General features: G+C 67.5%; 14 protein-coding genes. 8 read left to right on the top strand and 6 right to left on the bottom strand.

The window, feature by feature from the left end; genetic code table 11:
• Positions 1-537 (top strand): ABC transporter permease (locus tag AWC07_RS14740; RefSeq protein WP_167380077.1); only part of this gene is annotated, 537 nt, incomplete at its 5' end.
• 9 nt (positions 538-546) lie between these two features.
• Here the strand turns inward: AWC07_RS14740 and AWC07_RS14735 are convergent.
• Positions 547-771: a hypothetical protein gene (locus tag AWC07_RS14735; protein ID WP_036416697.1), complete on the bottom strand. Its 225-nt coding sequence runs from the start codon at positions 769-771 to the stop codon at positions 547-549.
• 336 nt (positions 772-1107) lie between these two features.
• Here AWC07_RS14735 and AWC07_RS14730 point away from each other — a divergent pair, with 336 nt between their 5' ends.
• Positions 1108-3108 carry a serine/threonine-protein kinase PknH/PknJ gene (locus AWC07_RS14730; protein ID WP_036416695.1) on the top strand — a complete coding sequence of 667 codons (2001 nt, stop codon included), beginning with the start codon at positions 1108-1110 and terminating at the stop codon, positions 3106-3108.
• Here the strand turns inward: AWC07_RS14730 and AWC07_RS14725 are convergent.
• The 3 genes from AWC07_RS14725 to AWC07_RS14715 form a co-directional block, all read right to left on the bottom strand.
• Positions 3105-3689 (bottom strand): hypothetical protein, encoded by a 585-nt coding sequence (locus AWC07_RS14725; RefSeq protein WP_036416692.1) that lies wholly within the window; start codon positions 3687-3689, stop codon positions 3105-3107. The genes AWC07_RS14730 and AWC07_RS14725 overlap by 4 nt on opposite strands.
• Positions 3690-3987: 298 nt before the next feature.
• On the bottom strand, positions 3988-5142 hold the full coding sequence (locus AWC07_RS14720; RefSeq protein WP_139829710.1) for an adenylate/guanylate cyclase domain-containing protein: 1155 nt from the start codon (positions 5140-5142) through the stop codon (positions 3988-3990).
• Positions 5143-5150: 8 nt separating this feature from the next.
• Positions 5151-6539, bottom strand: coding sequence for an amidase (locus AWC07_RS14715; protein WP_036416690.1), 1389 nt, complete (start codon positions 6537-6539; stop codon positions 5151-5153).
• A 108-nt stretch (positions 6540-6647) separates the two neighbouring features.
• Here AWC07_RS14715 and AWC07_RS14710 point away from each other — a divergent pair, with 108 nt between their 5' ends.
• The gene (locus tag AWC07_RS14710) at positions 6648-7076 is read left to right on the top strand and encodes an HIT family protein (RefSeq protein ID WP_036416704.1); all 429 of its coding nucleotides are present in this window, start codon (positions 6648-6650) and stop codon (positions 7074-7076) included.
• Positions 7077-7085: 9 nt separating this feature from the next.
• Positions 7086-7553, top strand: coding sequence for a nitroreductase family deazaflavin-dependent oxidoreductase (locus AWC07_RS14705; RefSeq protein WP_036416688.1), 468 nt, complete (start codon positions 7086-7088; stop codon positions 7551-7553).
• Between the two features lie 463 nt (positions 7554-8016).
• On the opposite strand, the gene AWC07_RS14700 is transcribed toward AWC07_RS14705, so the two are convergent.
• Complete coding sequence (locus AWC07_RS14700; RefSeq protein ID WP_036416686.1) at positions 8017-9144, bottom strand: FAD-binding protein; 1128 nt, start codon at positions 9142-9144, stop codon at positions 8017-8019.
• A 12-nt stretch (positions 9145-9156) separates the two neighbouring features.
• A complete protein-coding gene (locus tag AWC07_RS14695; protein WP_036416683.1) occupies positions 9157-9984 on the bottom strand; it encodes a uracil-DNA glycosylase in 828 nt (275 codons plus the stop codon).
• Positions 9985-10044: 60 nt separating this feature from the next.
• On the opposite strand from AWC07_RS14695, the gene tap reads away from it, so the two are divergent.
• From tap to AWC07_RS14675, 4 genes are all read left to right on the top strand, one after another.
• Complete coding sequence (gene tap / locus AWC07_RS14690) at positions 10045-11307, top strand: multidrug efflux MFS transporter Tap (RefSeq protein ID WP_036416680.1); 1263 nt, start codon at positions 10045-10047, stop codon at positions 11305-11307.
• Between the two features lie 255 nt (positions 11308-11562).
• A complete protein-coding gene (locus tag AWC07_RS14685) occupies positions 11563-12882 on the top strand; it encodes an FAD-binding oxidoreductase (RefSeq protein WP_051508144.1) in 1320 nt (439 codons plus the stop codon).
• A gap of 215 nt (positions 12883-13097) precedes the next feature.
• Positions 13098-14339 (top strand): cytochrome P450, encoded by a 1242-nt coding sequence (locus AWC07_RS14680; RefSeq protein ID WP_036416677.1) that lies wholly within the window; start codon positions 13098-13100, stop codon positions 14337-14339.
• Positions 14339-14920 (top strand): TetR/AcrR family transcriptional regulator, encoded by a 582-nt coding sequence (locus AWC07_RS14675; protein WP_036416675.1) that lies wholly within the window; start codon positions 14339-14341, stop codon positions 14918-14920. The genes AWC07_RS14680 and AWC07_RS14675 overlap by 1 nt, the downstream gene beginning before the upstream one ends.
• The last annotated feature ends 144 nt before the right edge of the window (positions 14921-15064 follow it).

Below are 15064 nucleotides of genomic sequence, written 5' to 3'. Positions count from 1 at the left end.
AGCGCCTACCTGGCCTCCAAACTCGTCGTCCTGACCGCACTCACCACCATCCAAGGACTCATCCTCGGATTCCTGGGCCCGGCGTTTCTGCCCGCACCGGACCAATCGGTCGTGCTGCCCTGGCCGACAGTCGAGGTGGCGGTGGCCGTCGTTGCCGTCACCGTGGTTTCGATGATCATCGGCCTGCTGATCTCGGCGCTGATCGGCAACGCCGATCGGGGCATGCCGCTGCTGGTCCTGGTGGTCATGGCCCAACTGGTGCTGTGCGGCGGAATGTTCGGGGTCAAAGGCCGGCCGCCGCTGGAACAACTGGCCTGGCTGTCCCCGTCCCGCTGGGCCTACGCCATGGCCGCCGCCACCGTCGATCTCAACGACCTGCGCCGCACCGCGGGCGGCGACCAGGATCCGCTGTGGGACTACAAGGTCAGTAGCTGGCTGCTAGCCGCCGGAGCGTGCCTGGTACAGGCGATCGTGCTGGTGATGCTCATCGCTGTGCAACTCAAGCGGCTCGACCCGCAACGCAAAGCCCACAAGTGAACCGGGCGCTCAGGCGTGCTTCATGACGAACGGGACCCCGCTGACGGCCAGCGAACCGCAGGACAGCTGTACCGACAACAGCCGGTATCCGAGGTAGTACACCCCGTAGGACCAGGCGCATCCGGCGCTGGTACGCCAGCCTGCCGGCAACGTTGCCGCGAACCCGACCAAGGCGGTCATCACGAACATGACGGCGACATGGGTCTTCGAGCCGGTCCCGGCCGTGGTAGGCATCTGTCTCTTCCCTTTGTCTCTTCCCTTCTCGGCAGCTGACTCGACAGCTAAGGAGAGCTTCTGCCTACGCGCTTGCCGCATCCTTGCGGACTCCTTGGCGCCGACCGGCCCCGGGCAGGACGGGCTGCCTGGGCGGATGCCGGGCCGGGTTCCGGGGTGGGTTCCAAGTGATCCGCGACGCGGTTTTCCGATCGCGGTGCGGGTGCCGGCCCCCCGCCGGCACGTGGGCCATTTCCGGGCCATTTCCGGGCCATTTCCGGGCCTCGCGGCTGACGCGCCTGCCTGGCTGTTGTTGATAGTGTCTGCGGCATCGCGGCGTGACCGGGAGGATCAGCGATGAGTGACGCGCAGAGCTCGCGAGTCGGATCGATATTCGGGCCCTATCGCCTGAAGCGGCTGCTGGGTCGTGGCGGGATGGGCGAAGTCTACGAGGCCGAACACACGGTCAAAGAGTGGACGGTCGCGGTCAAGCTGATGTCGGAAACCTTCAGTAAGGACCCGGTGTTTCGGGAGCGGATGAAGCGTGAAGCGCGCATCACCGGCCGGCTGCAGGAACCCCACGTGGTGCCCATCCACGACTACGGCGAAATCGACGGGCAGATGTACCTGGAGATGCGCCTCATCGAGGGCACCGACCTGGATCACATCCTCAAGCGCTTCGGCCCGCTGACCCCGCCGCGCGCAGTGGCCATCATCACCCAGATCGCCTCCGCATTGGACGCCGCCCACGCCGCCGGCGTGATGCACCGCGACGTCAAACCGCAGAACATCCTGGTCACCCGCGACGACTTCGCCTACCTGGTCGACTTCGGCATCGCCAGCGCCACCACCGACAAAAAGCTCACCCAATTGGGCACCGCGGTGGGCACCTGGAAATACATGGCGCCCGAACGCTTCTCCAACGACGAAGTCACCTACCGCGCGGACATCTACGCATTGGCCTGCGTACTGCACGAATGCCTGACCGGGAGTCCGCCCTACCGCGCCGACAGCGCCAGCATGCTGGTCACGGCTCACCTGATGGATCCCATCCCGCAGCCCAGCACCCTGCGAGCGGGCATCCCCAAGGCCTTCGACGCGGTGATCGCGCGCGGCATGGCAAAAAAGCCCGAGGACCGTTACGCCAGTGCGGGGGACTTGGCGCTGGCCGCCCACGAAGCCCTCAGCGACCCCGATCAAGACCACGCGGCCGACATCCTGCGCCGCAGCCAGGAAGCCACCCTGCCCGGCCCGCCCACGGCCGTCGCGCCACCGACCATGCCGGCCACCGGGATGGCACCCGCGGCACCTTCAGCCCCGGCCGCGCCCGCACCGCGACCCGCGCCGGCGCCGCCCTACTACCCGGCCGGGCCCCGTTCTGGACCCACGTCAGGCCCTTCGGCGAGCCCCCGACAGCCGGGGGTCGCAGCGTCCGCCGCAGCCTCGGGGCCGCCCGGGCGGCTACCAGCCCCTCCGCCAGCGGCCCAACCCTCGTGGGCCCCGACGAGCGGCCCGATGCCGGCCAGCCAGCCGACCCCCACCCCGGCGTTCTACCAAGGTGGCGGCTGGGGCGGTACGCCACCGGGCACACCGCCGCCGCGGCAACCCCCCGGCCCACCGGCCTGGAACCAGGGGCAGCAGCGGTCGGCATCACGGAACCGCAACCCGTGGCCGATCGTGGCCGCCGTCGCTATCGTGCTCGTCCTGGTCGTCGGAGGAGTAGGCATCTGGCTGGTCACCCGACCCAAGCCGGCGCCGCCGCCGAAACCGATCTCGGAGAATCGGCTCAGCGCGCTGTTACTGAGCCCGTCAGAAATCAACTCCGTGATGGGCGCATCCAACATCCAACCGGGCAAACCCATCACGTCGATGGACCCGTCCCCGGTGACGCTGTCGCTGCCCGAGTGCCAAGGTGCCTTGTATACCAGCCAAGATCCGGTTTACTCCGGCACGGGCTACACCGGAATCAGCGGTCTGGTGTCGTCGGAACCCGGCGACAACTACGACCACTGGGTCAACCAGGCCGTGGTGGCCTTTCCATCCGCCGACAAAGCGCGCTCGTTCCTGCAGTCTATGGCGGGAAAATGGAAAAACTGCTCGGACAAGACCGTGACCGTCACCAACAAGGGCAAGACCTACCGGTGGACGTTCGCCGACGTGGTTGGCAGCCCGCCGAAGATGACGGTCATCGACACCCAGGAGGGCGCTGACGGCTGGGAGTGCCAACGCGCGATGAGCGTGGCGAACAACGTGATCGTCGACGTCAACGCCTGCGGCTACCACATCTCCGACCAGGGCGGCCAGATCGCCGACCAGATCACCGACAAGATCCGCAAAGAGACCAAGCCGGCCGGCTAATCCCCCAGATCAGGTCCCTGGGCGCGCAGGTCGTCCACCGCCGCCATGGCGGTGCGCAACTTGGCCAGCCATTCCTCGGTGTGCTCACCGACCAGCCTGACCGACCACGCGAGTGCGTCGGCGCGTGACCGCGCGACACCGGCGTCGACCAACGTGTCCAGCACCTGGCGCTCGGGTTGCCTCAGGCGTGTCATCACCGGAACCGCGATGTGGGTGAACAGGATCCGCTCGGTGCCGGTGTCGGAGACGACGTCCACGCCCCAGGACACCTTGCGTCCGTATCGATCCTGAGCCTCGTCGGCGATCCGCATCCGCTCGGAGCGGGTTTCCTCCCGGAACCGCGAGGCTCGTCCTTTCCCGCGTGCCGGACTCTGCTCCTGTCCGGAATCCTGCGGCGCGGCCAGCTTGCCGATCACCGTGATCTCCTCGCGGTCCACGATGACAGCGGGATCGCCGTCGAACCAGTCTTCGGGGAGACGTCCGGCGAACCATTCGGGCGCATCGCTGGCGTCGGGTTGCTGGGCCTGCTGCCAGCCCCCGGGGCGCCCGTACCGGTGCCCGTGCATATGGTGTGCTTTCATAATTACATAATTACACCGTAATACCAATTATGGAATACCGTTCGCTTCCGGTGAACGTCCAAGCCGCGCGGAACGCTGCTCAAGCCGTGGGCGGGCCGGAAGGCCATTGCTATCGGGTAATGCCCAGTTGTATTTTTGGTAGCGAAGCAGGCCCGGAAGCGACCGAACTCAAGTGCCGGAAGACGGGGTGAGATCCGGCAGCGCAGGATCCGCATAAGACGGAGCCAGACGCCCCCGAGAGTCGCTCCGGGCCTGCCCATATCCGCGGTGGATTTGCCCTCCGGATCGGCCTGCCCTATCAGGGCCGCCGGCTGCCGTCGTCACCTCGCCGCACCCGGAACAATTTGGCTTCATTCTTGATGCCCTTGAGATGACGGGTGCCGGCGAATGACCACTCGAACCCGGCGCCGTCACCCACGGACTCCCAGACGGAATCGGCGACCAGCACCGTGCCTGGCCGCGCTACCCCGGTGACCCGGCTGGCCGCGTTCACCGGACTGCCGAACCAGTCACCGGCCCGGCTCACCGCCATGCCGGACGCGACTCCTGCCCGCAGCCGGGGAAAGGCCGCATCGGTGTCGACGACCTCGACCAACTTCAGGACCGTGTCCAGCAGGGGTACCGGATCCGGGCAGACGAACATCACCGCGTCACCGATCGTCTTGATGAACCGCACCGGCGGAGCGGTCAGGTCACGCGCCAGCTCCGCCAGCCGACCGGCAAGATGCCCCAGCTCTTCGGCCGACACCACCTCACCGAGCGTGGTGAAGCCGACGAGGTCGGCGAAGGCGACGGTGACCTGGCGCGCGCCCGGCAACGGCTTGCCGGCAGCTCGCTCACCGGCATTGACGGCCTCGGTTTCCATCATGTGCCGCAACTGCATGAACAGCATGTCCTGGATCATCGGGCCGAGCAGCGGCACGATCCGGCCCACCAGCGCCTGCGACGCCTGGGCGATCTGCACCTCGGTGACCCCCGGACGCATGATCGCCGATAGCGCGGTATAGCGCATGACCTCCGCGGTGTGTGACAGGCCCTCGGCGAGAACACGCACCACCATGACGATTTGATCGGTATTCAGCCCCAGCTCCACGAACCGCTGCGCGGTTGCGGCGGCTTCACCGTCGGCTCGCATATGTACGGCCGCGTCCGGGTCGTCGACTCTGGCCAAACCGATGGCGCGCTGCACCCGCTGCAGCAGGGTGAGGTCAATGCCGTAGGTCTCGCTGATCTCGCGGGCGGATACGTAGGTGCCGTCGTCGCCGATCAGCCGTCGAGTGGCCAGCAGCAGCGGCGGGTTGGCCAACCGGATCTCGTCGGCGGTGATGCCCTGTTCGAGCAGCCATTCGATCAGCTCGGCGCGCTCCGTGCGTGCGGTGCCATCGAGCCCGTCGAGCAGATCGGCGATATCGCGGTCGACCGGCTCGGGCAGGTGGTCCACGGTGGCCTCCAGTGTTGCTGTTATGACACCGGCGGTCGCCGGTGCGCCCACGGCCGGGCGGCTTCGATCTGCGCTGACAACGACAGCAGGGTCGCCTCGTCATAGGGCCGGCCGACGAGTTGCACCGACATCGGCATGCCGTCGTCGTCGAAGTCCCAGGGCACCACGGCGGCGGGCTGGCCGGTCAGATTCCAGACCTGTTGGTAGGGCACCCGTTGGGCCACCAGCAGCAGCGTCGACACCGCGCCCCGGCGCTGATAGGCGCCGATCTTTGACGGGCCGGCCGCCGTACCCGGGGTGACGACGACGTCGACGTCGTCGAAAATCGACTGGATCCGGCTGCTCAACGCGGCCTCCGCGGCACGTAGCGCCGCCATTTTGCGGTCGGAGAAGAACGAACCCATCCGCGCGATGGCCCGGGTGCGCGCTTCGAGGCGTTCCGGGTGGGCCTGTGCGTCGGCGTCGTCGCTGATACCGCGCAGATAGCGGGGCAGATAGTTGGCGTACAGCGTGGCCGGATACTCGGGGTCGCGAATGATCACGTCGTGGCCGAGATCGCGCAGCAATGCCCCCGCCTGGTCGACCGCTGCCAGTTGGGCCTTGCCGACCCGGACCGGCAGCGGGGTGGGGACCTTGGTGCTCAAGGCGATTCGCAGTCGTCCCGGCTCGCGCGCGGCAGCCTCGACGAATTCGCCTTCGGGACCGGGCACCATGGTCGTTACGTCGAGCAGGAGCGCGGCGTCGCGCACCGACCGCGTGATCGGGCCGTTGACGCTCAGCCCGTGCCACGCGTCGTCGTGCGGCTCCAACGAGATCCGGTCGCGTTGCGGCTTCAGCCCGAACACTCCGCACCAGGTCGACGGGATCCGGATCGACCCGCCGCCGTCGGATCCGAACGCCACCGGTGCCAACCCGGCAGCGACCGCCGCGGCACTACCGCCACTGCTGCCACCGGGAGTCCGCGAAGGATTCCACGGGTTGCGGGTGGCCCCGAACGTCAGTGACTCGGTGTAGGGCATCATCATCAGCTCGGGCACATTGGTCTTGCCGATGACAACGGCACCCGCGGCGCGCAGCCGGTGCACCAGCTCCGCATCGGAGCTCACGGCCGGACCGTGCCCGCCGCCGCCGTAGGTCGTCACCTCTCCGGCGACGTCGACGTCGTCCTTGACCGCGATCGGTACGCCGAGCAGCGGCAGCCGCTCGCCGGCGTCGAGGCGCTGCTGGGCGACCTCGGCCTCCTCGCGCGCGCCGTCGTAGCGCACCACGCGGTAGGCACGCAGCTGGCTGTCCAGCTGCTCGATGCGTTCCAGATAGACCTCGAGAAGCTCCGGTGCGGTGACTTCGCCGTCGGCCAGCATTCGCACCTGCTCCGTCGCGCCGGCGAAGGCGAGATCGCTAGTGTCCACTGCCGCAGCGTATCCCGCTCGATCGGGCGGTTCCAGATGCTCCCCGGAGCGTCGCCGGCCACGTGGTCCGTGCGGAAGGGGCAGCGCCCGGCGCAGTACCGTGGCCACATGCCCTGCGTGTTCTGTGCGATAGTCGCCGGTGAAGCCCCAGCCATTCCGATCTACGAAGACGACGGCTATCTGGCCATCCTCGACATCCGCCCGTTCAGCCGCGGCCACACCCTGGTGCTGCCCAAACGACACACCGTGGACATCACCGACACCCCGCCGGACACGCTGGCCGACATGGTCACGATCGGCCAGCGGATCGCCAAAGCCGCCCGCGCGACGGAGTTGGCCGACGCGACCAACATCGCGATCAACGACGGCAGCGCCGCCTTCCAGACGGTGTTCCACATTCACCTGCACGTGCTACCCCGGCGCAACGGCGACAAGCTGGCGCTTGCCAAGTCGATGGTGCTGCGCCGCGACCCGGACCGTGAGGCCACCGGGCGAATCCTGCGCGCAGCGTTGGCCCGGATCGACGCGAGCCAGTAAGACTGGACCATGAGCAATCTCACGCTGTTCGAACGATTAGTCGGCGCGCCGCTGTTGCGACTGCATGACACCGTCTACCAGAAGACCAATGGGCGCATCGGGCACCGGATCCCGGGTGTTCCACCCAGCCTGCTGCTGCACAGCGTTGGCGCCAAGACCGGCCAGCCGCGCACCACGTCGCTGACCTACGCACGCGACGGCGACTCATATCTGATCGTCGCCTCCAACGGCGGCGCCGATCGCTACCCCGGCTGGTACCACAACCTGCGCAAGCACCCACAGTGCGAAATCAACGTAGGCCCAAAGCGATTGGCGGTGACCGCACGACGGGTCATCCCGGACGACGCGGACTACTCCCGGATGTGGCAGCTCGTCAACAAGAACAACGCGAATCGCTACACCGGTTACCAGCGCCGGACGCCGCGGCCCCTCCCGATCTTCGCGTTGACCCCGGGCCCGCAAGACGCCGGGACGTAGTCAAGCCGGACCGGTCGTCACGGATTATCCTGCGCTGGAGCGCGCGATGAAGCTGCCAGTTGTCACCGGCAACGGGGTGCGAAGCGACTGGAGCGGCTATGAAACGCGGCACGCCCAATCCGTGGCGGCGCTGCGGACCGCCGGCGCGCGCTGATCGGCTCGTCGGCGGCGGATATGCAGTCCCGGCTCGGCCGGTCAACCAGCTTGTGCCGGTGTTGTCGTTACTTTTCACCGCGGCATGTGCCGCCAACGCGGCCCGGTGCGCGGCCGGGCGCCGCAGCTTGGGCCCAACCCACCAGTCATCGCACAGTTTACCGGCGCCGACGACGACCTGTCGGGACCTCGACCGCGAAACCTGTCGCTGCGAGCGATCACACGTCCGGCGCGGCGCAGGACGCCGACGGGTGGCCGTGCTGTCGATCAGCCGGCGAGCGGCCCCTGCTCGCCCCCGTTGGCGGCCGGGTCAGCGCCGTTGGTAGTCCTCGAGCGTGATCGAATCCACGACGCGTTCGAACTCTTCCTGGGGTATCGGTTCGCCACCGGGGATGTTGTCGCTGACCAGCCATTGGTTGCGTTCGACGTAGCCGCTGAATTCGGCATAGTAGTTGGCAAAGCCGCGCTGGTAGTCGGTGCCGGCCGCCGCGAGCTCGCCGGCCAGGATATAGGCGCCCAGCAGGGCGACACTGGTCCCCTGCCCGGACAACGGCGAACAACAGTAGGCCGCGTCACCAACTAGAACGACCCTGCCTTTCGACCAGCGGTCCATCACGATCTGCGACATCTCGTCGAAGTAGAAATCCGGTGCCGACTTCATGTAGTGCAGCAGCTGCGCCCGCACCCATCCGTCGGTGGCCATCCGCCGTTCCAGTTCGGCGAACTGAACGTCTTTGTCGCGGTAATCGATCCGCAGGTCGGGGTCCATGAAGGCCAATGCGGCGCGGGCCTCGGTGTTGCCCCGCGCGCTGTAGACCCCGGCCATGGTGGCGTCCCCGTAATGCCACTTCTGCCAATAGTCGAGTTCCAGGAAGTTGGGCACGGTGAAGATCGCCGCGAAAGTGCCCAGCCTCTTGATGAATTGCTCCTCGGGACCGAACACCAGCCGACGCACGTTGGAATGCAATCCGTCGGCGCCGACCACGAAGTCGAAGCTGCGGGCATCGGCGCGCTCGAAGGTCACCGCGACCGAGGCGCCGTCGTCGTCCAACGCGGTGATACTGTCGCCGAAGAGGTACTCGGTCGTCGGTTGGGTTGCGCCGTAGAGCAATTCGATGAGATCGTCGCGCAGCAGCTCGATATTGGGATTGTCGATGGGACCGCCGGTCGGGGTCGATTCGGTGTCACGGGACAACTCGTTGCCGTCGCGGTCGACGACCGAGGCGCCGCGGATGCCCGTCTTGCACGCCTGCGCGGCGGCCAGCAGCCCCATCCGGTCCAGCACTGTCAGCGCCGGGCCGCGGACATCGATCGCCTGGCCGCCCGGCCGCAATCCGGGGTGGCGCTCCACCATCGTCACCGAATACCCTTGCCATTCAAGCCAATACGCAACCGCAATACCGGCCACACTGGCGCCGGAAACCAGGACCGTTTGCACTGCACCCACTTTCTACGCGATTCCGGCACGTTTCTTGGCGTCGCGGAATACGTCGTCGAGCATTGCCGGAGTCAACCTACCGGTGAACATGTTCTGCTGGCTCGGGTGGTAGCAGCCGAGCAATCGCAGTCCCGACCCCAACTCGGCCACAACACCATGGCCGAACCGGGGCTTGGGCTTGGCGAACGCGCCCGACAGTCGCAGCGCGACCTGCCAGGCGAACCCGCCCAGGGCAACGATCACCCGGACGTCCTCGGAAACCAGCCGCCATTCGGTGTCCAGCCAGGGCGAGCAGGCCAACCGCTCGGCCGGGGTAGGCGCGTTGGCCGGGGGCGCGCACCGCACCGGCGCGACGATCCGAATCTGGTTGGCGCGCAAGCCGTCCGCAGCGTCGACGCTGGTCGGTTGGTTCACCAGGCCGGCGCGGTGCAGCGCCGCATACAGCTGATCTCCGGACCGGTCGCCGGTGAACATGCGCCCGGTCCGGTTGGCACCGTGCGCGGCCGGGGCCAAGCCGACGATCAACAGCCGCGGCCGCTCCGACCCCCAGCCCGGCACCGGCCGTCCCCAATACGGCTGATCGGCGAAGGCCCGGCGCTTGACCACCGCAACGTGTTCCCGCCAGCTCACCAGTCGGGGGCAGGCCCGGCACACGCTGACTAGGGCATCGAGTTCGCGAATCGAGCGAGCCGCGCCGGCCAGTTGCACGACTTGTGCGGCATCGGCCGCCACCGGGGTCTGCGGTGTCGCCGTATCGCCCGGCCAGCCGGTGCCGGGATCGACCGGAGACCCGAATGCCTGGCCGGTATTCGGATGCGTGAGCACACCAACATCCTGCACGGCGCCGAAATTCGGTGGTGCCGGATACGGCTTCGGCGCTAGATTCAGCCGCGATCACCCATGAACAACAACAACAACAACAGCCGCGGGCCGGTGTTTCTGGTCCTGTTCGCCACCTTGATGGCGTGTGCGGGCGACGGTATCTCGATCGTGGCGTTCCCGTGGCTGGTGTTGCAGCGCGAAGGAAGCGCCGGGCAGGCCTCGATAGTGGCCGGTGCGACGACGCTGCCGCTGCTGTTCTCGACGCTGATCGCCGGCACCGCGGTCGACTACTTCGGCCGTCGCCGGGTGTCGATGGTGTCCGACGCCCTATCCGGGACGGCGGTGGCCGCTGTGCCGCTGGTGGCCTGGGCGTTGGGCACCGGCGCCGTCGACGTGACCGTGCTTGCGGCGCTGGGCGCCTGTTCGGCCGCCTTCGACCCGGCCGGGATCACCGCCCGCCAGTCGATGCTGCCCGAAGCCGCCGCCCGGGCGGGCTGGTCGCTGGATCGGGTCAACAGCATCTACGAGGCCATCCTCAACCTCGCCTTCGTCGTCGGTCCGGGCATCGGCGGTGTCATGATCGCAACGGTCGGCGGCATCAACACGATGTGGATTACCTCCGGGGGGTTTGGGTTGTCCATCCTCGCCATTGGCGCCCTGCGGCTCGAGGGCACCGGCAAGCCGCATCACGCGACCCGCCCCGAGGGGCTGGTCTCCGGAGTCGCCGAGGGACTTCGTTTCGTGTGGAGTTTGCGGGTATTGCGTGCGCTGGCGCTGATCGACCTGTCCGTCACAGCGCTCTATCTGCCGATGGAAAGCGTGCTGTTCCCCAAGTACTTCGCCGATCGCCAGCAGCCCGCCCAGCTGGGCTCGGTGTTGATGGCGATCTGCCTCGGCGGATTGGTTGGCGCGCTCGGCTACGCGACCGTGTCGAACTACGTGAGCCGGCGCACGATCATGCTGACCGCGGTGCTCACCCTTGGTGCGGCGACGGCTGTCATAGCACTCCTGCCGCCGTTGCCGGTCATCCTGGTGTGCTGCACCCTGATCGGCCTGGTCTACGGGCCGATCCAGCCCATCTACAACTACGTGATGCAAACCCGGGCGCCGCACTACCTGCGCGGCCGAGTGGTTGGCGTGATGACGTCGCTGGCCTTTGCCGCCGGCCCGCTGGGTTTGCTGCTGGCCGGCCCGCTGACCGATGCCGCCGGATTGAACGTGACGTTCTTGGCGTTGGCGCTGCCGATTTTGCTGACCGGGATGGTGTGTATCCGGATCCCGTCACTGCGCGAACTGGACCGTGCGCCCGAGCCGGATTCGCATCAACCCTCGACGGTGTGACGTCCCTGCATTAGTCGCCGATTAGTAGTCGCCGAGGATCTGGCGTTTCTTGAGCCGCCGGTACCGCGCCGAACGCCTGCTGCTGCATCTCGGCGCCGGGGTGACCGCTGAACCCGGCTGTGATAGCGCCCAGCCTTTCAGGATCGCTCAACCGTCCAGCGGTCACCGGCCCGTAGGATCGATCCGGTGGACGGCTCGGTGAGCGCTTGGAACGATGAGGTACTGGCAGGCCTGATCGCCAGCCTGCCGGAGGGGATGGCGGTCACCGACCCCGCCGTCACCGAGGGCTACCGGCAAGACCGCGCTTTCGACCCGTCCGCCGGAAAGCCGCTGGCCGTGGTCCGGCCGCGACGCACCGAAGAGGTGCAAACCGTCCTACGCTGGGCCACCGCCAACCGCGTGGCGGTGGTCACCCGCGGCGCCGGTACCGGGTTGTCGGGCGGGGCCACCGCGTTGGACAACGGAATCGTGCTGTCGACGGAGAAGATGCGCGACATCACCATCGATCCCGTCACCCGCACCGCGGTGTGCCAGCCCGGCCTGTTTAATGCCGAGGTGAAGCAGGCCGCCGCCGAACACGGCCTGTGGTATCCGCCGGACCCGTCGTCGTTCGAGATCTGCAGCATCGGCGGCAATATCGCCACCAATGCCGGCGGCCTGTGCTGTGTTAAATACGGTGTCACCACCGACTATGTGCTGGGCATGCAGGTGGTGCTGGCCGACGGCACCGCGGTCCGGTTGGGCGGGCCGCGCTTGAAAGACGTGGCCGGTTTGAGCCTGACCAAGCTGTTCGTCGGCAGCGAAGGCACGCTGGGCGTCATTACCGAAGTGACATTGCGGCTACTGCCCGCGCAGCATGCGTCGAGCATCGTGGTGGCCAGCTTCGCCTCGGTGGAGTCGGCTGTCGACGCGGTGCTCGGCGTCACCGCGCGGCTCCGCCCGTCAATGCTGGAGTTCATGGATTCGGTGGCCATCAACGCCGTCGAGGACACCATGCGCATGGATTTGGACCGCGGCGCGGCGGCCATGCTGGTCGCCGGGTCAGACGAGCGCGGGCGAGCCGGCTCCGAAGACGCCGCGGTCATGGCCGGCGTGTTCACCGAAAGCGGTGCGACAGAAGTGTTTTCGACCGACGACCCGGACGAGGGCGAGGCGTTTGTCGCCGCCCGCCGATTCTGCATCCCGGCAGTGGAGACCAAGGGATCGCTGTTGCTGGAAGACGTCGGGGTGCCCCTGCCCGCGCTGGGCTCATTGGTCAGCGGCATTGCGCGGATCGCCGACGAGCGTGAGCTGATGATCTCGGTGATCGCCCATGCCGGCGATGGCAACACGCATCCGCTGCTCGTCTATGACCCCGCAGACGTCGCAATGGCCGAGCGCGCCCGAGTGGCGTACGGCGAGATCATGGACCTGGCGGTCGGACTGGGCGGCACGATTACCGGCGAACACGGCGTCGGCCGGCTCAAGCGGCCATGGCTGGCCGGTTACCTCGGGCCGGACGCGATGGACCTCAACCGGCGGATCAAGCAGGCCTTGGACCCGTTGGGCATCCTCAACCCCGGCAGCGGGATCTGACGCATCGCGGTGACGACGTCGGTCACGGCGTCGAGTGTGCGCTGGCGGCGTCGAGTGTGCGGTGGCGGCGCCGAGTGTGCGGTCAGGGCGCCGAGTGCGCGCCGAGGGCGAACCCGCGGACTTGGTTTCCGCCGTGGCTGCACTCCCGAATCCCTGAACGCACACTCGATGCCGCGTTGTTGACATATTGCCGACAATTGTCGTATCAATAAGACATGACTGCCGTTGTGTCTCATGATGCACCACCGGTGTTTCAGCTCGCCACCGCTGAAACCTGGCGCAATCCATGGCCGATGTACCGGGCCCTGCGTGACCACGACCCCGTGCACCACGTCGTCCCGCCGGGGCGTCCGGACCATGACTACTACGTGCTGTCCCGGCATGCCGACGTGTGGGCAGCGGCCCGCGACCACCAGACGTTCTCTTCCGCCCAGGGTTTGACGGTCAACTACGGCGAACTGGAAATGATTGGCCTGCAAGATAATCCACCGATGGTGATGCAGGATCCGCCGGTGCATACCGAGTTCCGCAAGCTGGTGTCGCGCGGTTTCACCCCGCGCCAGGTTGAGGCAGTCGAACCCAAGGTGCGCGAGTTCGTCGTCGAGCGCACCGAGAAGCTGCGCGCGGCCGGTGGCGGCGACATTGTCAGCGAGCTGTTCAAACCCCTGCCGTCGATGGTGGTCGCGCATTACCTCGGCGTGCCCGACGACGATCGCGCCCAATTCGATGGCTGGACCCAGGCCATTGTCGCGGCAAACACCGCCGAGGGCGGTATCGCCGGCGCACTGGGCACGGTCGGCGATGCGGTTGGCTCGCTGATGGCCTACTTCACCAGGCTGATCGAGCAACGCCGGACCGAGCCCGAAGACGACACCATCTCACACCTGGTTGCTGCCGGCGTGGGCGCAGACGGCGACATCGCCGGCACGCTGTCGATATTGGCGTTCACGTTCACCATGGTCACCGGCGGCAACGACACCGTCACCGGAATGCTCGGCGGCTCGATGCCGCTGCTGCACGAGCGACCCGACCAGCGGCAGCTGCTGGCCGACAACCCCGACCGCATACCCGACGCAATCGAGGAACTACTGCGGCTCACCTCGCCCGTGCAGGGCCTGGCCCGCACCGTGACCGATGACGTGACGATCGGCGATACCACCATCCCCGCGGGGCGACGGGTGCTGTTGCTCTACGGCTCGGCCAATCGTGACGAGCGCCAATACGGCCCGGACGCAGGCGAACTCGACGTCACCCGGTGCCCGCGCAACATCTTGACCTTCAGTCACGGCGCGCACCACTGCCTGGGCGCCGCCGCCGCACGTATGCAATCGCGCGTCGCACTGACCGAGCTGCTGGCCCGCTGCCCGGACTTCGCGATCGATAAGTCCGCCATCGTGTGGTCCGGCGGCAGTTACGTCCGGCGTCCGCTGTCGGTGCCTTTTGAAGTGAAGTCCTGATGGCCGGGACGGACTGGCTGGCCGAGCGCCGCACCGAGGTAGCCGCCGACCGGATCCTGGACGCCGCCGCGCAGCTCTACACCCAGCATGACCCGGCATCGATCGGGATGAACGAAATCGCCAGGGCGGCAGGCTGTTCGCGCGCGACGCTGTACCGCTATTTCGAGAGTCGCGAGGCGCTGCGAACCGCCTATGCGCACCGCGAGACCCGTCGGGTCGCTCGCCAGATCATGCAGGAGATCCACGACGTCGACGATCCACGCGAGCGGCTGGTCGCGAGCATTACCGCGACGTTGCGGATGGTTCGCGAAAGCCCCGCACTGGCGGCGTGGTTCGCTGCGAGCCGCCCGCCGATCGGCGGCGAGTTGGCCGGACAGTCTGAGGTGATCACCGCCCTGGCCGCAGCGTTCCTGCAATCACTAGGCTCCGCTGACCACGCCGCCGTCGACCGCCGGGCCCGTTGGGCGGTCCGCGTGATCACCTCGCTACTGCTGTTCCCCGGACGGGACGAAGCCGACGAGCGGGCAATGATCGAAGACTTCGTCGTCCCGGTCGTGGCTCCGGTATCGGCCTCCCCATAGGCGGCCTGACATGACCCGTCGGTCCGGATCTGATCGATTGGCGACGCGGGCTCGTTGCCTTCCTACTCGGCGCTGACGGCTGCGTTGTCCTCCTCCAATAGGGGGAGGAAATTTCATCCTTCAAACCCACCATTAGGCCGAGGG

It is taken from the genome of Mycobacterium gastri, from assembly GCF_002102175.1.
Taxonomy (GTDB): domain Bacteria; phylum Actinomycetota; class Actinomycetes; order Mycobacteriales; family Mycobacteriaceae; genus Mycobacterium; species Mycobacterium gastri.
Note: the sequence above shows the minus strand (reverse complement) of the source record. Positions and strands in the feature narration are given on the sequence as shown.